We start from the raw sequence: 23,561 nt of genomic DNA on the forward strand, positions 1-23,561 counted from the left end.
CTCAATCGGCCCCGTCGCCATCCCGGGCGCCGGCCTCCCCGGCCCCCCGCGCCAGCAGTTGGCGCAGGCGATCCCGCAGCGCTGGAATGGCCGCTGGTTGGCTCGCCGGGGCCTCCCACTGTCGATAGATCTCGCGCTCCCTCGTCAGGCAATAACCGAGCGCTGCGACATTCCGCTCGTTGTAGGCCCAGACCCCCTCCACCACGAAGTTGCCCGGCGTCTCGTGATCCGGCCGTGGCGTGATGGTGACGCCTTCGGCGCCGATGTCCTGCAGCAGCGCCGAGCGTGCCGAGGCGACCTTCATGCCGTCGCCATGCATCTCGATTTCCCGGCTGAGCGAGTAGCTGATGGTCTGCACGCCATGAAACTGTTCGGCAAGGTAGGCGGTGACCTCGAGCAGGACCAGGGGGCCGAAATTTCGCTTTTGCTCCTTCACGAACTGGGACGGCAGGAAGCGCTCGATGTGCACCTCCGTCCCGTCGCGGCTGACCCTGACGGGGTCGACCGTTCCGAGGTGAACATTCCCATCGTGCACGTGCATGGGCGTGCCGAGCTCATAGCGCTGGCCATTGCGTCCCGTGATTCGGAGGCTCTCGAAAGTCATCGGTCGAGAATGCCACGCGCATCCTGACGCGAGGCCCCAGGCGACGCGAGGCAATCCCCGTACACCACGAAGACCGCACAAAAAGGCGGGAAATGTGCGCCCGATCGGGCGTTCAGGCGGTCATGAGATCGTCAAGAAGCCGGTAGTCGGGCAGGGTGGTGTCGATCGCGCGGCCGGCGCGCAGCACCGTGCGGTCGAACTGCGTGCGCGCGAGCATCTCCGAATAGTTGCGCGCCTTGAGCACGATCAGGTCGGCGGGCGTTCCGGCTTTCAGCACCCCGCGCTCGATGCCCATGATGGCGGCCGGCGTCTCGGTGGCGGCGCGGATCCAGTCGCCGAGCGGGTGGTCCAGGTGCAGGATCTTCACCGCCTGCGTGAAGGTGTCGAGCATGTCGTGGTCGCCATATCGGCGGGCATGGCTCCCGCGGTGTCGATGGCGGCGATGCGGCCGTTGTCCACCAGCAGTCGATCGCGGCGAGGTCATCGTTGGCGTTGCCGGGCAGCCCGGCGGGGACGAGGCAGCGGGGAGCGCGCAGATTTCGCAGGGCGAAGCGGGATGCGGCGGGCGGCTGGAAGAAGGAATGGGCCATTGCGGAAGAAGAAGCAGTTTTCGCGCCCGGCCGCTGCTCTCCTTCTCCGGGCAGCGCTATTTGTAGCTGCGCGCGTCCTCGATCACCTTGCCGTCGTTCGGCAGGCTTCCCGGCGCGACCAACTCCACCGTGCCGCGCAGCTTGGTCACGTCGCGGATCGCCTCGCCGATGCGCTCGGCCAGGCCCTCGGCCGCCGTGGGGCACTCGAGCCGCAGCGTCATGCGGTCGTCGGCCATCTCACCTTCAACCACCAGCCGTGCGCGCCGCACTTCCGGAAAGCGGCGAGCGATCTCCGCGACTTGGCCCGGGTGAACGAACATGCCGCGCACCTTGGTAGTCTGGTCCGCGCGGCCGAGCCAGCCCTTGATGCGTGCATTGGTACGGCCCGTGGGGCATTGCCCCGGCAGCACGGCGGAGAGGTCGCCGGTGCCGAAACGGATCAGCGGGTAATCGGGGTTGAGCGTGGTGACGACGATCTCGCCGACCTCGCCTTCGGGTACCGGGTCGCCGGTGCCGGGTCGCACGATCTCGACGATCACACCCTCATCGAGCACCAGCCCTTCGCGCGCACTCGTCTCGTAGGCGATCAGGCCCAGGTCGGCCGTGGCATAGCATTGCACGCCGGTCACGCCGCGCCCGGCGATCCAGTCGCGCAGGCTCGGCGGAAAGGCTTCGCCCGACACCAGCGCCTTGGTGAGCGAGGGCAGCGGCACCTTCTTCTCCGCTGCCTTCTCGATGATGATCTTGAGGAAGCTCGGCGTGCCTGCGTAGCCCGCGGGCCGCAGGTCGGCAATGGCGTCCACCTGCTGCTCGGTCTGCCCCGTGCCGCCCGCGAAGACGGTGCAGCCCAGCGCACGCGCACCGCTCTCCATGATGGAACCGGCCGGCGTCATGTGATAGCTGAAGCAGTTGTGCACCAGCTCGCCGCCGCGAAAGCCGGCCGCGTAGAGCGCGCGTGCGGTGCGCCAGTAGTCGCGCGCCTCGCCCTCGGGCTCGTAGATGGTGCCGGGGCTCGCGAAGACGCGCGTCATCCTCGGTCCGAAGCGGATCGCCGAGAAGCCGCCGAACGGATCGCTCGCGCGGCGCTCCTGCTGCAGCGCCAGCAGCTCCGACTTGCGCGTGACCGGCAGCTTCGCCAGCGCCTCGCGGCTCGTGATGTCGGCCGGCTTGACGCCGTCGAGGATCTTCGCGAACGCCGACGCAGCAGTCTGCGCCTGCATGATCTGTCGAGGCAGCGCGGCCAGCAAATCCCGCTCGCGCTCCGCCGGCTCGCGAATCTCGAGCTCGTCGTAGTAGTCCTTCGTCATGCCAGCCACCGTTTCCGCCGCTTGTAGCTCTTCACGTCTCGAAAGCTCTTTCGGTCCGCGCCCCCCACACCCAGATAGAACTCCTTCACGTCCTCGTTCTCGCGCAGGCTCTTCGCCTCTCCGTCCATCACGATGCGGCCGTTCTCGAGGATGTAGCCGTAGTCGGCGAAGCGCAGCGCCATGTTGGTGTTCTGCTCGGCGAGCAGGAAGGTCACGCGCTCCTTCTCGTTCAGGTCCTTCACGATGCTGAACACTTCCTCGACGATCTGCGGTGCGAGCCCCATCGAGGGCTCGTCGAGGAGCACCATGTTCGGATTTGCCATCAATGCACGGCCGATCGCGCACATCTGCTGCTCGCCGCCGGAGGTGTAGGCGGCCTGTGAAGTGCGGCGTGTCTTCAGGCGCGGAAAGTAGGCGTAGACCTTTTCCAGCGTCTGGGCGACCGCCGCCTTGCCGTCGGTGCGCGTGTAGGCGCCCGTCATCAGGTTGTCCTCGATCGTGAGGTGCGCGAAGCAGTGGCGCCCCTCCATCACCTGGATGAGTCCGCGCTTGACCAGCTCGGCCGGCGTCAGCGCCTCGATGCGCTCGCCACGCAGTTCGATCGTGCCCTTGGTGACCGCTCCGCGTTCGCCGGCCAGCAGGTTCGAGACGGCGCGCAGCGTCGTCGTCTTGCCCGCGCCGTTGCCGCCGAGCAGCGCCACGATGCCGCCTTCCGGCACCACGAGCGAGACGCCCTTCAGCACGAGGATCACATGGTTGTAGATGACCTCGATGCCGTTGACGTTGAGAAGGATCTTGGGCTCGCTCATGGTGTGTCGGAGTGCGTGCAACCTCGGTGAATCAGGAGCTGCAGTCAGCGACGTCGCGGCGCGTCAGCTTTTTCTCGCCTGCGTACTTCTCGCCCGCCACCTTCACCATCGGCTTGATGATCTGCTCGTCAGCCTCATACCACTCGGGTGCGATGTTCCACTTGCTGCCATCCCAGGTCTCGATGCGGGCCCAGGTCGAGCCCATGTGGTCCTGGCACGAGGTGCTGATCGGGCGCATCACGCCGGAGAAGCCCAGCGCGTCGAGCTTCTTCTGGTCGAGCGCGAGGTTCTCCAGGCCCCAGCGCACTTGCTCGCCGGTCATGACCTTGCCCTTGCCGAAGCGCTCCTGCGCGCGACGGACGGCTTCGACGCCCAGCATCTGGATGATCACGCCGCGCGTGTAGAGCACCGAGCCGACCTCGTCCTTCGGACCCGTGCCCTGGCCCTTGTCGTGGACGTTCTTCAGGATTTCCTGGATCACCTTCGGCTGCGTGCCCGAGCCGTTCAGCGCCAGCGCGTTGTAGCCCTTGGCATTGGCGCCCACGTCTTTCACATCGGGTTCGGCGCCGGCCCACCACACGCCGTACATCTTCTCGCGCGGGTAGCCGGTGGCGACGGCTTCCTTGAGCGCAGTCGAATTCATCACGCCCCAGCCCCAGAGCAGCACGTAGTCGGGCCGCGACTGGCGCACCTGCAGCCAGGCGGACTTCTGCTCGATGCCGGGCGCGGCCACCGGGATCAGCGACAGCTCGAAGCCGTTCATCTTCGCGCGCTCCTGCAGCAGCGGAATCGGCTCCTTGCCAAAGGGCGAGTCGTGATAGACCAGCGCGATCTTCTTGCCCTTGAGCTTGTCGGCGCCGCCTTCCTTCTTCGCGATGTGCTGGATCAGGATGTCGGCGGCGGTCCAGTAGCTGCCCATCAGCGGGAAATTCCACTTGAACACGTTGCCATCCTGCGAGGCCGACAGGCCATAGCCCAGCGTGATCAGCGGGATCTTGTCGACCGGCGCCTTGTCGGTCAACGCGAAGGTGATGCCGGTCGCCTGCGGATCGATCAGCGTTGCGCCCTTGCCCTTCAGGCGCTCGTAGCATTCAACGCCCTTGTCGGTGGCGTAGCCGGTCTCGCATTCCTCGTAGCTGATCTTCACGCCGTTGATGCCACCGGTCGCGTTGATGAGCTTGATGTAGTCCTGCTTGCCGTTGGCCCAGGGCGTGCCATTGGGCGCATAGGGGCCGGTGCGGTACACCAGCAGCGGAAAGAACTGCTCCTTGGCCTGTGCCTGCACGAGCGATGGCGCGAGCATCGCGCCGAGGGTGCTGGCCGCCAGGGCGGCGGTCACAGCGAGCGATTTCAGTTTCATGCCAGTCTCCTTTGGGGCACCACGGTGCCGGTTTGCTAACGAATCAATGGGGGAAGGGCCAGAGGCGGAGCTTTTCCTTGGCTGTCGACCACAACCTTGCAAGGCCATGCGGCTCGACGATCAGGAAGAACACGATGAGCGCGCCGAAGATCATGAACTCCAGGTGCGACGCCAGCGCCGTCGAGATCGAGATGCCGAACCAGCCCGGAAGCTGGTTGAGCAGGATCGGCAGCAGCACGATGAAGGCCGCGCCGAAGAAGCTGCCCATGATCGAACCAAGCCCGCCGATGATCACCATGAAGAGCAGTTGGAACGAGCGGTCGATGTTGAAAGCCGCCGGCTCCCAAGTACCCAGGTGCACGAAGCCCCACAACGCACCCGCCACACCGACGATGAACGAACTCACCGCGAAGGCCGAGAGCTTGGCGTAGATCGGCCGGATGCCGATCACCGCTGCGGCGACGTCCATGTCGCGCATCGCCATCCATTCGCGGCCGATCGCGCTGCGCACCAGGTTCTTCGCGAGCACGGCGAAGACCACCAGGAGCGTCAGGCACAGCAGGTACTTCTGCACCGCGGTCTCGATGGGAAGCCCGAACAGGCTGAGCCCCGAAGCGGTCACGGAGCCGGACGACGAGTTGTTGGTGAGCCAGTTGATCCGCAGGAAAGCCCAGTCGACGAAGAACTGCGCGGCCAGCGTTGCGACGGCGAGGTACAGCCCCTTGATGCGCAGGCTCGGAATGCCGAAGAGCACGCCGACGGCCGTCGAGCACAGCCCGCCGAGCAGCAGCGAGAGGATCAGCGGCATCCCTTCGATGCGCACGTGGAAGTTGTAGGCGGCGTACGCGCCGACTGCCATGAAGGCGCCCGTGCCGAGCGAGATCTGTCCGCAGTAGCCCACCAGGATGTTCAGGCCCAGCGCAGCGAGCGCCAGGATCAGGAAGGGAATCAGGATCGCGCGGAACCAGTATTCCGGTGCGGTCAGCGGCACCACGGCAAAGGCGAAAGCCAACAGCGCGAGCATCAGCACGCGGTCCTGCAGGATCGGAAAGATCTGCTGGTCGGCGCGATAGCTCGACTTGAACTGGCCGTTTTCTCTGTAGAACATCTCAGTGGCTCCGGTACGCCGCGACGGTCATTCCAGGAATACCGCGGAACCGGCTTTGCCGGGCCGCTGGTATCGCCCCCTGGACGGGGGTTGGCGGCCACACGAAGTGGGCAAGCTTGAGGGTGAGCTTCATGCTAGACCCGATCGATGATCTTCTCGCCGAAGAGACCTTGCGGCCGCACGAGAAGGAAAACAAGCGCCAGCACGTAGGCGAACCAGATCTCGATCCCGCCGCCCAGCATCGGGCCAAGATAGATCTCCGACAGTTTCTCGCCGACGCCGATGAGCAGGCCGCCGATGATGGCGCCCGGGATCGAGGTCAGCCCGCCGAGAATCACCACCGGCAGCGCCTTGAGCGCCACCAGCGAGAGCGAAAACTGCACGCCCAGCTTCGATCCCCAGATGATCCCGGCCACCAGCGCCGCGAAGCCCGCGACGGACCACACGATGACCCAGATGCGGTTGAGCGGAATGCCGATGGATTGCGCAGCCTGGTGGTCATCGGCGACCGCACGCAGCGCGCGGCCGGTCGATGTCTTCTGGAAGAAGAGCGCCAGCACCACGACGAGCGCAGCCGCGACGAGCGCAGCGACCAGGTCTTCGCGGCTCAGCAGCAGGCCGCCCTGGAAGGTGTTTTCGAACACCATCATCGGTTCCTTCGGCATCCCGACGTCGATCTTGTAGATGTCGTTGCCGAAGAGCGTCTGCCCGAGTCCGTCGAGGAAGTAGGCGATGCCGAGCGTGGCCATCAGCAGCGTGATGCCTTCCTGGTTGACCAGCTTGCTCAGCACCAGCCGCTCGATCAGCCACGCCACCGCGATCATCACGGCCATCGCGGCGATGAAGGCCAGCACGTTGGCGAGCACCAGGCTCTCGAAGCCGAGCCACTTCGGAATCCATTCGGCGAAGCGCGCCATCGCCAGCGCGGCGAACAGCACCATCGCGCCCTGCGCGAAGTTGAAGACGCCGGATGCCTTGTAGATGAGCACGAAGCCGATCGCGATCAGCGAATAGAGCATGCCGACCATGAGGCCGCCGAAGAGGGTTTCGAGAAAAAATCCCATGTCAGTGTTCCGTGCCGAGATATGCCCGGATCACGTCCTCGTTGTTCCGCACTTCGTTGGGCGTTCCGTCGCCGATCTTCTTGCCGTAGTCGAGCACAACCACGCGGTCCGAGATGTCCATCACCACGCCCATGTCGTGTTCGATCAGCACGATGGTGGTGCCGAACTCGTCGTTCACGTCGAGGATGAAGCGGCTCATGTCCTGCTTCTCCTCCACGTTCATGCCGGCCATTGGCTCGTCGAGCAGCAGCACCTGCGGTTCCATCGCGAGCGCACGGCCGAGGTCGACGCGCTTCTGCAGGCCATAGGGCAGGCGGCCCACAGGCGTCTTGCGATGCAGCTGGATCTCGAGGAAGTCGATGATGCGTTCGACGAACTCGCGTTGCGCCAGCTCCTCGCGTTCAGCCGGTCCCCAGCGCAGCGCCTGCGCCAGCAGGCCGCTCTTCATCTTGAGATTGCGGCCCGTCATGATGTTGTCGAGCACGCTCATGCCCTTGAACAGAGCCAGGTTCTGGAAGGTGCGCGCCACGCCCATCTCGGCCACCTGGCGCGAGTTCATGTGCTTGAAGTGCTGGCCGCGAAAGGTGATGGAACCCTGCTGCGGCTGGTAGACGCCGTTGATGCAGTTGAGCATCGAGCTCTTACCCGCGCCGTTCGGGCCGATGATTGCGCGCACTTCGTGCTCGCGCACGTTGAAGCTGATGTCCGTCAGCGCCTTGACGCCGCCGAAGCTCAGGCTGATGTTCTGCACGTCGAGGATGACCTCGCCGATCTTGCGCGTGCTCATGCGGCGGCCTTCATGGGTGCGAAGCGCTTCGACTCGACGATGTTCAGAGTGGCGCTCACGACGCCCGTCCGGCCATCTTCGAACTTCACCTGCGTCTCGATGTATTGCTCGGACTTGCCGCCGTAGAGCGCGTCCACCAGCACCGCGTACTTGCCGGCGATGAAGCCGCGACGCACCTTTCGCGTGCGGGTGAGCTCGTCGTCATCGGGGTCGAGTTCCTTGTGCAGAACCATGAAGCGCGCGATCTGCGTGTCGGCCATGCCTTCCTCCGCGGCGAGGTCGGTGTTCACCTTGGCGATGCAGTCGGCCACCAGCGCCAGCACGTCGGGCTTGCCCGCGAGATCGACGTAGCCGCCGTAGGCCAGCCCGCGCCGCTCGGCCCAGTTCCCCACCGCCTCGTAGTCGATGTTGATGAAGGCGCAGACCTGGTCGCGCTCGTGGCCGAAGCACACGGCCTCCTTGATCTGCGGAAAGAACTTGAGCTTGTTCTCGATGTAGTTGGGCGCGAACATCGCTCCTGCCGCAACGCCGTCCGGCGCGGCCATGCGGCCCACGTCCTTGGCGCGGTCGATGATGCGCAGATGCCCTTCGGCATCGAGCACGCCGGCGTCGCCGGTATGGAAGTAGCCGTCGGCATCGAGCACCTCGGCGGTCGCGTCGGGCCGCTTGTAGTACTCCTTGAGCACCGACACGCCGCGCACGAGCACCTCGCCGTCCGGCGCGATCTTGAGTTCGATGCCGGGCGCCGCGCTGCCCACGGTCTGCAGCTTGACCTTGCCGTCCTGTTGAAGGCACACGTAGGCACAGGTCTCGGTCTGGCCGTAGAACTGCTTGAGATTGACGCCGATGGAGCGGTAGAAACGGAAGAGATCAGGCCCGATCGCCGCGCCGGCCGTATAGGCCACGCGGATGCGGCTCATGCCGAGCACGTTGCGCAGCGGCCCGTAGATCACGAGGTTGCCGATGCCGTACATCAGCCGGTCGCCGAAGCCGACGGGCGCGCCGTTGAGGATGTCGGCTCCCACGCGTCGCGCCAGCGCCATGAACCTGGCGTACAGCCAGCGCTTGGGCGCGGCGGCGTCTTCCATGCGGATCGACACCGCGGTCAGCAGGCCCTCGAAGGTGCGCGGCGGGCCGAAGTAGTAGCTCGGCCCGATCTCGCGCATGTCGTTCATCACCGTTTCTGTCGATTCGGGGCAGTTGAGCGTGAAGCCGCCGACCAGCCATTGCGCCACGGAGAAGAGGTGGTCGCCGACCCAGGCCATGGGCAGGTAGCTCATGATGTTGTCGCCGGGGCCGAGCTTGTCGGTCTCCACGCCGCCGCGGCCGGCCGCGATGAAGCTCGCATGCGTCTGGCACACGCCCTTGGGCCGGCCGGTGGTACCGGAGGTGTAGAGGATCACGGCGACGTCGCCGGGCTCGCCGGCGGCCACGCTCTGATCGAAGAACCCCGGATGCGCCGCGTCCCAGGCGCGGCCCAGCTCGCACAGCTTTTCGTGGCTCACGAGGCCGGGCTGGTCGTAGTGGCGCAGCCCACGCGGGTCGTCATAGATGATGTGTCGGATCGCCGGGCGGGTCTCGCGGCATTCGAGCAGCTTGTCGACCTGCTCCTGGTCTTCCGCGATCACGAACTCGATCGAGGCGTCCTCCAGCATGAAGACCATTTCGCCGGCCACCGCATCCTGGTAGAGCGGCACCGGCACGCCGCGCAGGCTTTGCGCGGCGACCACCGCCATATACAGATGCGGCCGGTTGGCGCCGACGATCGCGAGGTTGTCGCCAGCCTTGAAGCCCAGGCTCGCCAGCCCGCAGGCGAACTCGCGCACCTCGCGCGCAACCTCCGCCCAGCTCCAGGTCTGCCAGATGCCGAGGTCCTTTTCGCGCACGGCCGGCGCGTCGGGCTGCTGCTTCGCATGGTTCAGCAGCAGGCGAGGAAAGGTGTTGGCTGTGGTCTGCACGATGGGGCGGACTGTAGAACCAACTTTGACGCCAACTTGTCGTTCCGACGACAATCCTAGGGACACTACTCCCCGGAGTTTCCCGATGCCAATCGGCAATGACAGCGGCACCTCATCAATCCGCGACCGCGTGCGTCCGGCCACCGCCGACGAGCTCGACAACATCCCCTGGCTGCGCACGCTGTCACCCATCGAGCGTCGTCGGGCCGAAGTGGCGGTAGTGGTCGGCGATGCCGAGCCTGGGGATCTGGTTTGCCGCATCGGCCGGCCGCCCACCTATTGGTTCGGCGTGGTCGCGGGTCTGCTCAAGATGAGCAACGACAACGCGGACGGCACCTCGATGACCTACAGCGGCCTGCCGCCGGGCGGCTGGTTCGGCGAGGGCACGGCGCTCAAGCGCGAGCCCTACCGCTACAACATCCAGGCACTGCGGCGCAGCGTGGTGGCTGGGCTGCCGGTGGACGATTTCCACTGGCTGCTCGACCACTCGATCGGATTCAACCGCTTCGTGATGAACCAGCTCAACGAGCGGTTGGCCCAGTTCATCGCCGCGCGCGAGGCCGACCGGCTCAACAACCCCGACGCGCGGGTGGCGCGCAATCTGGCGGCGCTGTTCAATCCGGTGCTGTTTCCCGGCGTGGGCGAATTGCTGCGCATCACGCAGCAGGAGCTGGCCTATCTCATCGGGCTGTCGCGGCAGCGCGTGAACGAAGCCTTGCGCACCTTGCAGGCGCAGGGCGCGATTCGCGTCGAATACGGCGGGCTTCGAGTGACCGACCTCGAAGCGCTGCGCACGAACGGGTTGGCGGGGAAGGGCGCGGGCTAGAAGCTACGCGCTGACCGGCAGCGCTTCGCGCACCAGCTTGTCGTCGGCATAGGGCCGGAAGTAGGCCGCAGTTTCCTCGACCGGGCAATGGAGCCAGTCGTCGATCCATGCATCGCGCAGGATGACGGTGCGGCGTCGCTCAGGTTGCTCGGGCGCGCCGAGGGTCAGCAACGCAAAGCTCTCGACGCACTGGCCGGCCGGTGAGCGCCAGCCGTTCCACAGGCCGGCCAACGCGAGAGGTTCGCCATCGGCGCGCGATACCCGCACGATCGAGTCCTCGGTGTCGCCGGGCTGGAACAGACAGTCCGCGAGGATCACGCAACGATGGCCGCGTTTCCAGGGCTGGTAGAAATTGCGTTCCGCGGAGGCGGTTTCGCCGCGAGCCTCGTGCGTGAGTTGGTCCTGGCCGTCCTTCGAGAACAGCGGGATCAGGCCCCAGCGCCCGGCAGCGATCTGGAAGCGTTCCGGCGGCGTCTCCTGGCCGACGCCGTCCGCTCGGGGGCGGCGCACGAAAAGACCTTGCTCCCCCGGCCGGACGATGGACCCCTCGGGATCGCATGCGATACCGAAGCGCTGGGCGAAATGGCTTGGCTCGCTCGCTGCTTGGTAGTGGGTGGGCATGGCCGGGAATGTAAGAAGGGCGGGTGATTTTAGTCAACACACCGATACCATCGGTTCGGCGTGCGGTGTCGCCCGCAAGACCTTTCTCACGAAATCGCTCATGAATTCATCTCATCTCACCGTCATCACGGGTGCATCCCGCGGCCTGGGCCGCGCCATGGCCGAACAATTGCTGAAGCCCGGCCGGCGCCTGTTGTGCATCTCCCGCCAGAGCGACGACCAGCTTGCCGCGCTCGCCCGCGACGCCGGCGCCGAGTTGGAGCAGTGGCAGCAGGACCTTGCCGACCCGGTCGCGGCCGCCGCGCGCCTCGCGGCCTGGCTGCAGGGGCTGGATGCGCAGGCCTTCGACAGCGCAACGCTCATCAACAACGCCGGCACCGTCGGGCGTCCGCGGCCGTTGTCGGAGGCTGTGGCCACCGAACTGGCGCAGGCGCTGCGCGTGGGCCTGGAGGCGCCGATGCTGCTGACCTCCGCGTTTCTCGGCGCGACCAAAGGCTGGCGCGCCGATCGCAAGGTGCTCAACATCTCGTCGGGCCTCGGCCGCAACGCGATGGGCAGCCAGGCGCCCTACTGCGCCGCCAAGGCAGGCATGGACCATTTCTCGCGCGCCGTGGCGCTCGAAGAGAAGGGTGCAGGCGGCGCCCGCATCGTGTCGCTCGCGCCCGGCGTGATCGACACCGACATGCAGGTGCAACTGCGCGAAAGCGAACCCGGCATGTTCCCGGACTACGTGCGCTTCCAGAAACTGAAGGCCGAAGGCCTGCTCGACTCCCCAGCCTCCGCCGCGGCCAAGATCCTCAAGTACCTGGACCGCGCGGACTTCGGCAGCAATCCCGTCGCGGACGTGCGCGACCCGGCCTGACTTGCTTATTGCATCGTGAAGCGATCGCGTGTAGCGCGCGCGCATTCGTTCATCACCGTCAGCCCGCGCAGTACGGCTTCATTGCCGATGACGAAGGGATTGGGCTGCAGCCCGGGCTGCTGGCGAAGCGCCTCGAGTCGGGGCAGTGCGCTGTCGTACCCCGCGTGGTTCGACAGCAGCACGTCGACTTTCTGTTCCTTCGCCACCGTGCTCATTCGCTGGGTCGCCTGGATGTAGCTGTCGAGGCGCGGAATGTCCTTGCCGAAATTGAAGGCCGTGCCGCCCCAGAGCAAGGTGCGGTAGGTCCGGTTGCCGGACTTCACGTCGAACACCGGCGTGATCGTGCCCATCGTGTGGCCCGGCGTGAGGTAGAGGGTGACCGTGGTGTCGCCCAGCGTGATCCGGTCGCCGTCGTTCACGGCCATGTCGCGCTGCGGCGGCGCACCCCAGAGCGGCGTCGTGAACTCCAGTTGGGTTTCGGTCATCTTCCAGTCGGCTTCGCTCATCACGATGCGCGGCCGGTACTTCTGCACCAGGTACCGGGCGCCACCGTAATGATCGCCGTGACCGTGCGTGACGATCACGTACTTGATCTGCGCCGGGTCGAGCCCGAGCTTGCGCATTCCACCATCGATCAGCGCTGTCGCCTCGGCCTCGTTGTTGAGCGCGTCGATGAGGATGATTCCGTCCGAGGTCTTGATGGCCCACGCGCTGACCCAATCGGCGCCGACGTAGTAGAGGTTGTCGAAAGCCTGCCCCGGTGGCGGTGGCGGCTTGTTCATGAGGGCCGCGATGCCCCGGTCGGCCTCGGCTTGGGGCGGCCTGGTGGCAGGTGCCGGCCTGCACAGCACCAGCAAGGGCTGAAGATCGGTGCCTGCCGCCTGCGTGGCGGCGGCGACGTGCGCCGAAACGGTGGACTGCGATGCCGGCTGGGACGCGCAGCCCGAAAGGATCGCGCCGAGGAGACATGCGCCGACCAGGCGGCGCCGGATGCTGGATCTGTCTTTCAAGAGCGGTCTCCTCGCCGGTGGCCGGCCAGATGTTTTGAGACCGCGATTCTGCGACGTCTACTCGATCGTTGCACCCGAGGCCTGGACGATGCCGCGCCATTTCTGGTAGTCCGTCTTGAGCAGCGTGCCGAACTGCTCGGGCGTCATGCTCTGCGGCTCCGCGCCTTGGGCGATGATCGCGGCCTTCATCTCGGGCGTCGCGAGGAGCTTGTTGACCTCGGCGTTCACGGTCATGACGATGTCCTTGGGCGTGCCCGCCGGCATGAAGAGGCCATACCAGGTGCTGACGTCGAAGTCCTTGTAGCCCAGTTCGGCGATGCTGGGCACATCGGGCAGCGAACTGCTGCGGCGCAGCGAGGTCACCGCCAGCGGACGCAGCTTGCCCGACTTGATCTGGCCCATGGCCGACGGCAGCGAGGACACCATCAGGTCCACGTTGCCGGCCAGCACGTCCATCATCGCGGCGTTGGAGCCCTTGTAGGGCACATGGCGCATCTTGATGTTGGCGGCGGTCTTGAAGATCTCGCCGGCCAGGTGGATGGTCGTGCCGTTGCCGGGCGAGCCGTAGGTGATCGAGTCGGGCGCCGCGCGCGCGGCGTTGACGACGTCGGCCAGCGTCTTGAAGTTCGATTCGGTGCGGGTGACGATCACCACCGGCGTGTAGGCCACGTGCGCCACGGCGGTCAGGTCTTTCGTGGGGTCGTAGCTCAGGTTCTTGTAGAGCCAGGGCGCGACGACCATGTTGTCCTTCTGGCCCATCACCATGTCGTAGCCGGTGGGGGCTGAACGCACGGCTTCGGCGATGCCGATGGTGCCGCCCGCGCCGGCGCGGTTGTCGGGCACCACGGTCCACTTGCTGGTTTCGGTGAGCTTGTTCGCGACCAGACGCGAGAGGATGTCGGTGCCGCCACCGGGCGGGAAGGGCACGACGAGGCGGATCGGCTTGGCGGGGTAGGGCTGGGCCTGTGCGGCGGCGGCGAATGCCAGCCCGAGGGCGATGGAGGTAATGAGCTTTCGGATCATGGGATGTCTCGTTGTGTCGAGGCGCCGCCGAGGTGCGGCGCTATGCGCCGGCAGTGTGCCGGAACGAGACAGCCCGGGCGCTCTCAATTCGAGATGGCCGCCGTATCGAATGGCGACTCCTCGAGAGCGCGCGGCAGTCAGTGGATGGTCGGCGGACCCAGGTCCTCGGCGGGATCCACAAAGGCCGTGACGACGACGGAACCGCTGCCATCGGGGCCGCGATCGTCGGCGCGACGCTGCAGCGCCGCGATGCCGGCCATCATGGCCGCGCCATAGGTCGGCATCGGCCCGGCGGCGGCGTCGATCGGGCGGCAGTCGCAGCCGTCCTGCTTCTGCAGCACCCAATAGAAGTGGCCGGCGATCGGTTCGTCGACGACCAGTGCGATTGCTTCGGTGTCCATGGCGGTGATCCCCTTTCGTCACTTCGGATGTACGGGTTGTACGCATCGAGAGTGCGACGGGATAGCAACGAATTCACGGCCTGGAGGCTGTCATTGCAAAAGCACGGTCATGTGTGCAATACGCACACTTTGCCGGAGGTGCCGGGCGAACAGTCGGATGGCATTTACGCTTTCTTTACGGCCTCTCCCCGACTCTGTTCTCCCTTTTTACGCAAGCCTGCCGAGACTGGCCCCTTTGTCTAGCATGCAGGGAGTGATGGAGGCGATGAGATAACCTGCGTCGCCTCCGATTCATGAACGACGACGTCCGCCCCGACCCCGACGCGCTGCTGGCCCAGTTGCGCGCGGAGGAGCAACGCTCGCAACGCGGCAAGCTGCGCATTTACTTCGGCGCCAATGCCGGCGTCGGCAAGACTTGGGCGATGCTGAGTGCCGCGCAGCGCGAGCACGCGGCGGGCCGCGACGTGGTAATCGGCGTCGTCGAGACGCACGGCCGCAGCGAGACCGCGGCTGTGCTGGCCGGACTCGACACGCTGCCCTTGCGCGAGGTGGCCTACCGCGGCCGCACGCTGTCTGAATTCGATCTCGATGCCGCGCTCGCGCGCAAGCCGGCCGTTTTGCTGGTGGACGAACTGGCGCACACCAACGCCCCCGGCTCGCGGCACGCCAAGCGCTGGCAGGACGTGCAGGAACTGCAGTCTGCAGGCATCGAGGTCTGGTCGGCACTCAACGTCCAGCATCTGGAAAGCCTCAACGGCACGGTGGGCGCGATCACCGGCGTGCGCGTGCACGAGACCGTACCCGACACCGTGCTCGACGAGGCCGAAGAAGTGGTGCTGGTCGACGTCACGCCCGACGAACTCACGGCGCGCCTCGCCGCTGGCAAGGTCTATCTGCCGCAGCAAGCCGAGCGGGCGGCGCAGAACTTCTTCCGCAAGGGCAACCTCATTGCATTGCGCGAGATTGCGCTGCGCCGCACCGCCGAACACGTGGAAGACGACGTGCGCGGCTGGCGCGTGGAGCAGTCGGGGCCTCAGGGCGATGGCGGTCCGCCGGCGTGGAATACCTCGGGCGCGATCCTGGTCTGCGTCGGCCCCCATGAAGGCGCGGGGCAGACCGTGCGCACGGCAGCCCGGCTGGCGGGACAGCTCAACGTGCGTTGGCATGCGGCCTATGTCGAGACGCCGCGGCTTCAGCGCCTCGATGCTGCGCAGCGCGACCGCATCCTCGCCGTGCTCCAGCTCGCGGAGGAACTCGGCGCCGAGACGGCGGTGCTCACCGGTGTCAATGTTGCGGAGGAACTCGCCGCGCAAGCCCAGCGCCTCAACTGCGCCACGCTGGTGGTGGGGCGCACCGAGCCGGCGCAAGGCTGGGAGCGCTGGTGGCCCAGGCCCCCACTGGCGCGCGAACTGGCGCGCCATGCGCCGGGTGTGGACATCGTCGAGGTCGCTCGGGCCGACAGTTCGCGCCGCCTCGCGCACGCTCGCCCGGGCGGGCGGCGGCGCGATCCGGCCGTCGAGGACGCCGACCGCCCGCAGGCGCGCCGGTCCGGCTACGCATGGGCGGCCGCCACCAGCGTGGCGATCACGCTGCTGGCGATGCCGCTGGTCGGCGTGCTGGAACTGGCCAATATCGTCATGCTCTTGCTGCTCGGAGTGGTGGCGGTGGCGATGCGATTCGGACGCGGCCCGGCCGCCTTCGCCGCGATGCTCAATGTGGCGGCCTTCGATTACTTCTTCGTCTCGCCGAGGCTGTCGTTCGCGGTCAGCGACGTGCAGTACCTGGTGACTTTTGGGGTGATGCTCGGCGTCGGCCTGCTGGTCGGCCAGTTGACGGCGGGGCTGCGCTTCGCCGCGGGCGTCTCGGCGAGCCGGGAACGGCGCGCGCAGTCCCTGTTCGAGCTGACGCGGGAACTCTCGGCCGCCCTCGAAAGCGCGCAGGTCGTGGCGCTCGGCGCGGCTGCGGTGCAGGGGCATTTCGGCGGCCGTGCGGTGGTGCTGGTGACGGATGCCAACGACCGCCTCGTCGTGCCGGCTGATGCGCCGCCCGGCTTTGACCCGAGCGTGGCGGACTGGACGCTTCGCCAGGGCCAGCCGGCCGGCCTCGCCACGGCCACGTTGGCGGCGCAGCCCTGGCACTACACACCCCTCAAGGCCCCGATGCGGGTGCGCGGCGTGCTTGCGCTCGAGCCCGCGCACCCGCGCTGGCTGCTGATCCCGGAGCAGGCGCAGCAGCTCGACACCCTGGCACGCCAGATCGCGATCGCCCTGGAGCGCGTGCACTACGTCGAGGTCGCTCAGAAGGCCGTGGTCGAGATGGAATCGGAGCGGCTGCGCAATGCGCTGCTCGGGGCCATCTCGCACGATGTCCGCACGCCGCTGACCGCGCTGATCGCACTCGCCGAATCTCTGCAGACGCTGCCGGAAGGCACTGGCGACCAGCGCGCCGCCGCGCGCGCCATCGTCACGCAGGCGCACCAGCTTCACGCGCTGGTGAGCAACCTGCTGGACATGGCGCGGCTGGAAAGCGGCATTGCCGGCGGCACCGTCAACCTGCGGCGCGACTGGCAGTCGGTCGAGGAAGTGGTGGGCTCCGCCATTCGCGCCGCACGGCCTGCGCTGGGCGACATGGCGGTGCAGACCGCGCTGCCGGCGGAACTGCCGCTGGTCGAGTTCGATGCGGTGCTGATCGAGCGCGTGCTGGTCAATCTGCTCGAAAACGCCGGCAAGTACGGCGCCGCACCGATCGTGGTCGGCGCGCATGCCACCGATCGCGCGCTGGTGCTGAGCGTGCGCGACCACGGCCCGGGCCTGCCGCCATCGCTGCGTGGCCGCGAGCAGACGCTGTTCGACAAGTTCACGCGCGGCCAGGCCGAATCGGCCACGCCCGGCGTCGGACTGGGCCTGGCGATCTGCAAGGCGGTGGTGAGCGCGCATGGCGGCGAGATCACGGCGGCGAACGCGGCGGGCGGCGGGGCAGAATTCACCGTCACGCTGCCACGCCGTGCGCCGCCCGAGCCGGCGGAGTCGAGCGATATTCCCGCCTGAGAACCGAGCCAGCCATGCCCAGTCCCACCGCCATCGTCATCGAGGACGAACCGCAGATCCGCCGCTTCGTGCGCGGCGCACTGGAGGCCGAAGGGTGGCAAGTGCATGAGGCCGGCACGCTGCGCGAAGGCCTGGCGGCGGCCGGCACGCGGCAGCCCGATCTCCTGGTGCTCGATCTGGGTCTGCCGGACGGCGATGGCGTCTCGCTGATTCGCGACGTGCGCGGCTGGTCGGGCGTGCCCATCATCGTGCTCTCGGCCCGCACCGACGAGGCCGACAAGATCGCTGCTCTCGATGCCGGCGCGGACGACTACCTGACCAAGCCCTTCGGTACCGGTGAGCTGCTGGCCCGGGTGCGCGCCAACCTGCGCCGGCCGCGTACCGCCAACGGCGGCGAAGAGCCAGAGCCGGTGTTCCGTTTCGGGGAGGTCGAGGTCGACCGCACGGCAAGGCTGGTGCGGCGCGCGGGCGTCGAGGTGCATCTCACGCCGACCGAGTACCGGCTGCTGTCGGTGTTGATCGCCAACGCCGGGCGGGTCATCACGCAGCGCCAGTTGCTGCGCGAGGTGTGGGGCCCGTCGCATGGCGAGCAGAGCCACTACCTGCGCATCTACATGGGCCACCTGCGCCAGAAGCTCGAAGCCGATCCCGCGCAGCCGCGGCACTTGCTCACCGAGACGGCGGTGGGGTACCGGCTGGTGGCGTGAGCGCGTCCCGGCGCGACGGCCGTCCGCGCGCGAGCAGCACGACGGCTACGCCGCCGAGCACCGCGGCCGATGCCATGACAAGGCGCAGGCTGACGGATTCGTCGAGAAAGAGCACGCCGCCGAAGGCCGCGATCACCGGCACGCTGAGCTGAACGGTGGCCGCGCTGGTCATCTTCAACTCGCGCAGTGCGGCGTACCAGATCACGTAGCCGATGCCGGAACTCAGGATTCCCGAAGCTAGCCCATATCCGATGCCTGCCGGGTCCCATTGCATGGAAGGGAGCATCGCCGCGCTCACGGCCAGCGCCAGCGGCGCGGCACGCACGAAGTTGCCGGCCGTCGCGCGGGTGGGGTCGCCTGCACCTTTGGCGCGCAGCGAATAGACGGCCCACGCCACCCCTGCCGCAGTCATCAGCAGGGCGCCCTGCAATGGCGGCGCCGACAGGCCGGGCAGCAGAAGGAAGACCAGTCCGCCCACCGCCAGCGCGAAGCCGGCGATCTGCCAGCGCGCCAGCCGTTCACCTCGATACAGGCCCCAGCCGATCATGCTGATCTGCACCGCGGCAAAGAGCAGCAGCGCGCCGGTGCCGGCCGGCAGGCTGAGGTAGGCGAAGGAAAAGGCCTCCGCGTAGACGAACAGCGCTACCGCAGAGAGCCAGCCTCCCCCGAGGCTCTTCGTCCCAGCCCCGCTGCGCTGCGCCGCGATGAGCCAGAGCACCAGGGCGCCCGAGATCAGTCGCACGGAGGTGAAGGTTGCCGCGTCGATGCCGGTATGCAGCAGGGCCAGCCGGCACAAGAGCGAGTTGCCGGCAAAGGCCAGCATGGCGAGCGCGGTGAGGACAACGAGTTTCATCGGAAGGCGGGAGTCGCGGCACGATTGGAACACTGCCGCCTGCGTGAATCGCGGAGAATCGTTCGCCACCCGAACCTCTCCGCGACCCCATGCCCGATACGCCCGCCCCATCCCGCCTCAACAAACGCATGGCCGAACTGGGCCTGTGCTCGCGTCGCGAAGCGGACGACTGGATTGCGCAGGGCTGGGTGAAGGTGAACGGCCAAGTAGCCGAGATGGGCGTGAAGGTGACGCCGGCCGATCGCATCGAAGTCGACAAGAAAGCGCAGAACCAGCAACAGCAGCAGGTGACGATCCTGCTGCACAAGCCGATGGGCTATGTGAGCGGTCAGGCCGAGGACGGGCATGAGCCGGCGGTGGTGCTGATCAATCCGCGCACGCACTGGCGCGAGGACCCGAGCCGCAATCGCTTTTCGCCGCCGCAGTTGCGTGGTCTTGCGCCGGCCGGCCGGCTGGACATCGATTCGGTGGGGCTTCTGGTGTTCACGCAGGACGGGCGCGTCGCACGCCAGTTGATCGGCGAAGACTCCAGCATGGAGAAGGAATATCTGGTGCGGGTGTCGTATGGGCCGGTTGCGCAGAACTCGCAAGCCGCTTTTCCGCGCGAACAGCTTGCGAAGCTGAGGCATGGGTTGAGCCTGGATGGTCAGCCCTTGAAGCCGGCGCGGGTCGAGTGGCAGAACCCGGAGCAGTTGCGTTTCGTTCTGACCGAAGGCAAGAAGCGGCAGATCCGGCGGATGTGTGAGCTGGTGGGGCTCAAGGTCGTGGGGCTGAAGCGCATTCGGGTCGGAAATGTAGTGCTGGGGAATTTGCCTGTGGGGCAGTGGCGGTATTTGGGGGCGCACGAGCGGTTCTGATTTTTCGGTTTGCGGGGGCGGGGCGGGTGGCGTCGTCGGGCGGTGTGCCCTGTGCCGGCCGACGTCACCGGCCGCTTCGCGGACCCCGCCTGAAGCGAGCACCGCAAGGGAGCCCGAAGGGCCGGCGCAGCGGGGTCGACCGGCCCGCACCGCCTATCGGGCGCCCGCCCCAAGGAAGCAAAAACGCAACCTCATGCACAGCTAAGAATTCAGGCGTAGCCTCCCGCAAACTGTGTGTCACACAAGGAGCCCCCGTGCGCGCATTGCTCGTGGAAGACGACGAAATGATCGGCCGCAGCCTCATGCATGCGCTCGACAACGCAGGCTGGTCCGTCGACTGGGTCCGTGACGGCGCATTGGCCCACAGCGCCCTTGCCGACGGCGGCTACACCTGCGTGCTGCTCGACCTGGGCTTGCCCAAGGAGGACGGCACCGAGGTACTGCGACGCGCCCGCAAACGGGGAGACGCCACACCCGTGCTGGTGCTCACCGCACGCGATGGGCTCGACCACCGCATCCATACCCTCGACCTCGGGGCCGACGACTACCTGCTCAAGCCCTTCGAGTTGCGCGAACTTCTGGCGCGCATGCGTGCCGTCGTGCGGCGACGCGACGGTGCCGCGCACTCCGTCATCGGCACCGCCGCGCTGCAACTGGACCTCACCACCCGCGACGTCATCGTCAACGGTGTGCGCGAAGTCCTCACCGCCCGCGAATTTGCCCTGCTGCACGCACTGCTCGAGCGGCCCGGCGCCATCCTCTCGCGCGAGCAGCTCGAGGACCGCATCTACGGCTGGGGCGAAGAAGTCACCAGCAACGCCATCGACGTCCTCATCCACGGCATGCGCCGCAAGCTCGGCGCCGAGGCCATACGCAACGTGCGCGGGCTCGGGTGGCGGGTCGTGCCGGCGTGACCGTATCGGGCTTTCGACCCCGATCGCTGCGCGCGCGCCTGCTCTGGTGGCTTGTCGCGCTGCACCTGGTGGCCATTGCGACCACAGCCTGGTTCTCCTACGTCGCCTACGGCCGCCTGGTCAACAACTTCATGGACGATCAGATGCGGCTCGTGGCCGAATCGCATGCGACGCACCACCGCCTGCCCGCCCTGCAGCCTGCGAGCGACGAAGACGTGTTCCGGCGCGGCACCTTCGTCGTGCAGATCTTCGATGCCGACGGCCGCACGCTCCTCGCCAGCTCATGGCCCGCGCTCGACATGCCGCTGCAGACCGAGCCGGGCTTCAGCGACGTGCGCTTCGGCACCAAGGGCAGCGATGGATGGCGCGTCTACACCGCCGAGGAAAACCCGGCGGCCGACATGCCGCGCGTGCAGGTCGTGCAGAACGACAGCTTCCGCCGCAACCGCATCGTGCGCCGCGCCTTGCTGGAGAGCCTGCCGATCCTGGTGCTGTTGCCGATCACGCTGCTGATCCTGCTGCTCATCGTGTCGGCTGCGTCGCGCTCGCTGCGCGCCGTGGCGCGCGACGTCGCTGCGCAGGAGGAGGGCAACCCGGCCGAACTGGCCGTCGCCAGGGTGCCGGAGGAAATCGCGCCGCTCGTCACCGCCTTCAACAGCCTGCTCGCTCGCCTGCGCAACACCTTGTCGGCCCAGCGCCGCTTCATGCAGGACGCCGCGCACGAGTTGCGCACGCCGATGACTGCGATCGGCCTGCAGATCGAGAACCTGCGCGCCCATGTCCCCCCGGGCGATGCAGCAGAGCGCTTTGCGCAGCTGGAAGGCGGCGTGAAGCGCGCCCAGCACCTCATCGAACAATTGCTGCGCCTGTCGCGGCAGGATGCGCCGGCGGCCAGCGCGCGCGGGCCGGTCGACATCGCTGCGCTGCTGCGCGATAGCGTGGGACAACTCCTGGTGCTGGCCGACCAGCGTCGCGTGGACGTGGGCTTCGAGGGGCGCATCGCGCCACTCGTGACGGCGCCCGCCGCCGAACTGCGCAGCGTGTTCGACAACCTCATCGACAACGCGGTGCGCTATGCGCCTGAGGGCGGCGTGGTCGACGTGCGGCTGCACGAGGTCGATGGGTATCCGGTGGTCGACGTGACGGACAACGGTCCGGGAATTCCCACGGAGCAACTCGGGCGCGTGTTCGACCGGTTCTTCCGCGTCGCGGGCGCCCCTCCGGGCGGAAGTGGACTCGGGCTCGCCATCGCGCAGACGGCCGCGCTGCGCAACGGCCTGCGCATCGAACTGTCGAATCGCGAGGATGGCCCGGGGCTGCTCGCGCGCGTGTTCCTGCCTCGCTCATCCTGAGCTAAGTATTCGCTCATTCCCGCCTCATTCAGGCCACCTAGAGTGAAGCCGACCACTCCAGGAGACCCTGATGCATGCTTCACTCAAAGTCCTCGCCGCCTGTGCCTTCACGACGGTCGCCGCATTCGCCTCGATGAGCGCCAGCGCGCAGTCCGATGGTTCGGACTATCACCCGATGCAGACGAACAGCGCGGTGTCCAGCGATGAAGTGAGTGCCGGCGCGATGGCGGCGGCGCGGCCGACCGGCACCGAGTCCATCGGACAGTCGACGGCGGCACCGATGGTCAGTTCGCAGCTCACGCGCGAAGAGGTCTACAGGGGCGCGGTCGAAGCAGCGCATCCCTTGAACACCGAGTCCATCGGCCAGTCGACCGGCATGGCCGGCATCACGTCGGGCACGCCGCGCTGAGCGCGCAGGCAGGCGCTATTCTCGGGTCTCCTTCGTGAGACCCGGGATACGCCATGCGCTTCGTCGCCTCCAGATCCATCGCTGTCGTCGGCGTGCTGTTCGGCTGCTTCACGGCAACCCGTGCCGACGCGCAGGGCACCGTCAACGCGCTCTGCAGCACGGATACGGGCTGGTGTGAAGCCGCGGCGGCCGAGTTCACCCGAGCCACCGGCATCCGGGTGCTCCAGGCGCACAAGGGCACCGGCGAGATCGGGGCTCAGTTGCGTGCCGAAGCGGCCAACCCCAAGACCGACATCTGGTGGGGCGGCACCGGCGATCCCTTCCTGCAGGCGGCGGAGCAGGGCCTGCTCGACGCCTACCGGCCGGCCTACATCAATGACCTGTACGACTGGTCCGTGCGGCAGTACGCGATGTCCGGGAACATGGTCGGCGGCTTCTACACGAGCGCCATGGGCTTCGGCTTCAACACCGACGTGCTCAAGAAAAAGAAGCTGCCCGAGCCGCACTGTTGGGCCGACCTGGTCAAACCCGAATACAAGGGCGAAGTCGAGATGTCGCACCCGGGCACGAGCGGCACCGGCTACACCATCGTCGCCGGCCTGGTGCAGCTGATGGGCGAGGAGCAGGCCTTCGATTACCTCAAGAAGCTCCACCGCAACACGATCGCCTACACGCGCAGCGGCCAGGCGCAGGCGCCGAACGTGGCCAAGGGCGAAGTCGCGATCGGCGTGAGCTTCATCTTCGGCTTCGACAAGTGGCGCTTCGACAAATACCCGGTGAAGGCGGTGGCGCCTTGCGAAGGCACGGGCTATGAGATCGGCGGCATCGCGCTGGTGAAGGGCGCGCGCAACAAGGCCAATGCCATCCGCTATTACGACTGGCTGATGAGCCCGGCAGGGCAGGCGATCGGTGCAACGGCGGGCAGCCTGCAATCTCCAGCGAACAGGACCTTCAAGCCCGACCCGCGCATTCCGTCGATGGCGGACGTCCGGCTCATCAAGTACGACTTCGAGAAGTACGGAAAGGCAGCGGAGCGCAAGAGGCTGATCGACCGCTGGACGAAAGAAGTCGAGTCGCAGCCGAGGTGACTGC

At 67.2% G+C, this 23,561-nt stretch carries 23 protein-coding genes; 9 read left to right on the forward strand and 14 right to left on the reverse strand.

Going from position 1 to position 23,561, the window contains the following annotated elements; all coding sequences use genetic code 11:
- Position 1 precedes the first annotated feature (1 nt).
- The 9 genes from QTI24_RS15775 to QTI24_RS15815 all read right to left on the reverse strand — a co-directional run bounded on the left by QTI24_RS15775 (position 2) and on the right by QTI24_RS15815 (position 9,587).
- Positions 2-604, reverse strand: coding sequence for a hypothetical protein (locus QTI24_RS15775; protein WP_286601645.1), 603 nt, complete (start codon positions 602-604; stop codon positions 2-4).
- A gap of 112 nt (positions 605-716) precedes the next feature.
- Positions 717-1,088: an amidohydrolase family protein gene (locus tag QTI24_RS15780; RefSeq protein ID WP_286601646.1), complete on the reverse strand. Its 372-nt coding sequence runs from the start codon at positions 1,086-1,088 to the stop codon at positions 717-719.
- A 162-nt stretch (positions 1,089-1,250) separates the two neighbouring features.
- Entirely contained in the window at positions 1,251-2,501 is a 1,251-nt protein-coding gene (locus QTI24_RS15785; protein ID WP_286601647.1) for a phenylacetate--CoA ligase family protein, read from the reverse strand.
- Entirely contained in the window at positions 2,498-3,310 is an 813-nt protein-coding gene (locus tag QTI24_RS15790; RefSeq protein ID WP_286601648.1) for an ABC transporter ATP-binding protein, read from the reverse strand. The genes QTI24_RS15785 and QTI24_RS15790 overlap by 4 nt, the downstream gene beginning before the upstream one ends.
- Positions 3,311-3,341: 31 nt before the next feature.
- On the reverse strand, positions 3,342-4,670 hold the full coding sequence (locus tag QTI24_RS15795; protein WP_286601649.1) for an ABC transporter substrate-binding protein: 1,329 nt from the start codon (positions 4,668-4,670) through the stop codon (positions 3,342-3,344).
- A 43-nt stretch (positions 4,671-4,713) separates the two neighbouring features.
- Complete coding sequence (locus QTI24_RS15800) at positions 4,714-5,778, reverse strand: branched-chain amino acid ABC transporter permease (protein WP_286601651.1); 1,065 nt, start codon at positions 5,776-5,778, stop codon at positions 4,714-4,716.
- 134 nt (positions 5,779-5,912) lie between these two features.
- Entirely contained in the window at positions 5,913-6,842 is a 930-nt protein-coding gene (locus tag QTI24_RS15805; protein ID WP_286601652.1) for a branched-chain amino acid ABC transporter permease, read from the reverse strand.
- 1 nt (position 6,843) lies between these two features.
- Positions 6,844-7,629: an ABC transporter ATP-binding protein gene (locus QTI24_RS15810; protein ID WP_286601653.1), complete on the reverse strand. Its 786-nt coding sequence runs from the start codon at positions 7,627-7,629 to the stop codon at positions 6,844-6,846.
- Positions 7,626-9,587 carry an AMP-dependent synthetase/ligase gene (locus QTI24_RS15815; protein ID WP_286601654.1) on the reverse strand — a complete coding sequence of 654 codons (1,962 nt, stop codon included), beginning with the start codon at positions 9,585-9,587 and terminating at the stop codon, positions 7,626-7,628. The genes QTI24_RS15810 and QTI24_RS15815 overlap by 4 nt, the downstream gene beginning before the upstream one ends.
- Before the next feature lie 85 nt (positions 9,588-9,672).
- On the opposite strand from QTI24_RS15815, the gene QTI24_RS15820 reads away from it, so the two are divergent.
- The gene (locus QTI24_RS15820) at positions 9,673-10,413 is read left to right on the forward strand and encodes a Crp/Fnr family transcriptional regulator (protein WP_286601656.1); all 741 of its coding nucleotides are present in this window, start codon (positions 9,673-9,675) and stop codon (positions 10,411-10,413) included.
- 3 nt (positions 10,414-10,416) lie between these two features.
- Here QTI24_RS15820 and QTI24_RS15825 read toward each other — a convergent pair whose 3' ends face one another.
- Positions 10,417-11,034 (reverse strand): SOS response-associated peptidase family protein, encoded by a 618-nt coding sequence (locus tag QTI24_RS15825; RefSeq protein ID WP_286601657.1) that lies wholly within the window; start codon positions 11,032-11,034, stop codon positions 10,417-10,419.
- 100 nt (positions 11,035-11,134) lie between these two features.
- On the opposite strand from QTI24_RS15825, the gene QTI24_RS15830 reads away from it, so the two are divergent.
- Positions 11,135-11,896: an SDR family NAD(P)-dependent oxidoreductase gene (locus QTI24_RS15830; RefSeq protein ID WP_286601659.1), complete on the forward strand. Its 762-nt coding sequence runs from the start codon at positions 11,135-11,137 to the stop codon at positions 11,894-11,896.
- Between the two features lie 5 nt (positions 11,897-11,901).
- On the opposite strand, the gene QTI24_RS15835 is transcribed toward QTI24_RS15830, so the two are convergent.
- From QTI24_RS15835 to QTI24_RS15845, 3 genes are all read right to left on the reverse strand, one after another.
- Positions 11,902-12,906, reverse strand: a complete 1,005-nt coding sequence (locus tag QTI24_RS15835) for an MBL fold metallo-hydrolase (RefSeq protein ID WP_286601660.1) — start codon at positions 12,904-12,906, stop codon at positions 11,902-11,904.
- A gap of 57 nt (positions 12,907-12,963) precedes the next feature.
- Positions 12,964-13,929 carry a Bug family tripartite tricarboxylate transporter substrate binding protein gene (locus QTI24_RS15840; RefSeq protein ID WP_286601661.1) on the reverse strand — a complete coding sequence of 322 codons (966 nt, stop codon included), beginning with the start codon at positions 13,927-13,929 and terminating at the stop codon, positions 12,964-12,966.
- A gap of 137 nt (positions 13,930-14,066) precedes the next feature.
- Positions 14,067-14,330 carry a hypothetical protein gene (locus QTI24_RS15845; protein ID WP_286601663.1) on the reverse strand — a complete coding sequence of 88 codons (264 nt, stop codon included), beginning with the start codon at positions 14,328-14,330 and terminating at the stop codon, positions 14,067-14,069.
- A gap of 293 nt (positions 14,331-14,623) precedes the next feature.
- On the opposite strand from QTI24_RS15845, the gene QTI24_RS15850 reads away from it, so the two are divergent.
- Both QTI24_RS15850 and kdpE read left to right on the forward strand, forming a co-directional pair.
- The gene (locus QTI24_RS15850; protein WP_286601664.1) at positions 14,624-17,377 is read left to right on the forward strand and encodes a DUF4118 domain-containing protein; all 2,754 of its coding nucleotides are present in this window, start codon (positions 14,624-14,626) and stop codon (positions 17,375-17,377) included.
- 14 nt (positions 17,378-17,391) lie between these two features.
- Positions 17,392-18,084, forward strand: a complete 693-nt coding sequence (gene kdpE / locus QTI24_RS15855; RefSeq protein WP_286601665.1) for a two-component system response regulator KdpE — start codon at positions 17,392-17,394, stop codon at positions 18,082-18,084.
- On the opposite strand, the gene QTI24_RS15860 is transcribed toward kdpE, so the two are convergent.
- Complete coding sequence (locus tag QTI24_RS15860) at positions 18,047-18,937, reverse strand: DMT family transporter (RefSeq protein ID WP_286601667.1); 891 nt, start codon at positions 18,935-18,937, stop codon at positions 18,047-18,049. The two genes, kdpE and QTI24_RS15860, sit on opposite strands and share 38 nt — an antisense overlap.
- A gap of 89 nt (positions 18,938-19,026) precedes the next feature.
- On the opposite strand from QTI24_RS15860, the gene QTI24_RS15865 reads away from it, so the two are divergent.
- From QTI24_RS15865 to QTI24_RS15885, 5 genes are all read left to right on the forward strand, one after another.
- Complete coding sequence (locus QTI24_RS15865; RefSeq protein WP_286601669.1) at positions 19,027-19,794, forward strand: pseudouridine synthase; 768 nt, start codon at positions 19,027-19,029, stop codon at positions 19,792-19,794.
- A 254-nt stretch (positions 19,795-20,048) separates the two neighbouring features.
- A complete protein-coding gene (locus tag QTI24_RS15870; protein WP_286601670.1) occupies positions 20,049-20,708 on the forward strand; it encodes a response regulator in 660 nt (219 codons plus the stop codon).
- On the forward strand, positions 20,705-22,060 hold the full coding sequence (locus QTI24_RS15875; protein ID WP_286601672.1) for a sensor histidine kinase: 1,356 nt from the start codon (positions 20,705-20,707) through the stop codon (positions 22,058-22,060). Before QTI24_RS15870 ends, QTI24_RS15875 begins: the two co-directional genes overlap by 4 nt.
- 70 nt (positions 22,061-22,130) lie before the next feature.
- On the forward strand, positions 22,131-22,469 hold the full coding sequence (locus tag QTI24_RS15880; protein WP_286601673.1) for a hypothetical protein: 339 nt from the start codon (positions 22,131-22,133) through the stop codon (positions 22,467-22,469).
- A 53-nt stretch (positions 22,470-22,522) separates the two neighbouring features.
- Positions 22,523-23,557: an ABC transporter substrate-binding protein gene (locus QTI24_RS15885; protein WP_286601674.1), complete on the forward strand. Its 1,035-nt coding sequence runs from the start codon at positions 22,523-22,525 to the stop codon at positions 23,555-23,557.
- The last annotated feature ends 4 nt before the right edge of the window (positions 23,558-23,561 follow it).

Origin of the sequence: Variovorax sp. J22P240 (assembly GCF_030316855.1) — a bacterium.
In the GTDB taxonomy this organism is placed as follows: Bacteria; Pseudomonadota; Gammaproteobacteria; order Burkholderiales; family Burkholderiaceae_C; genus Variovorax.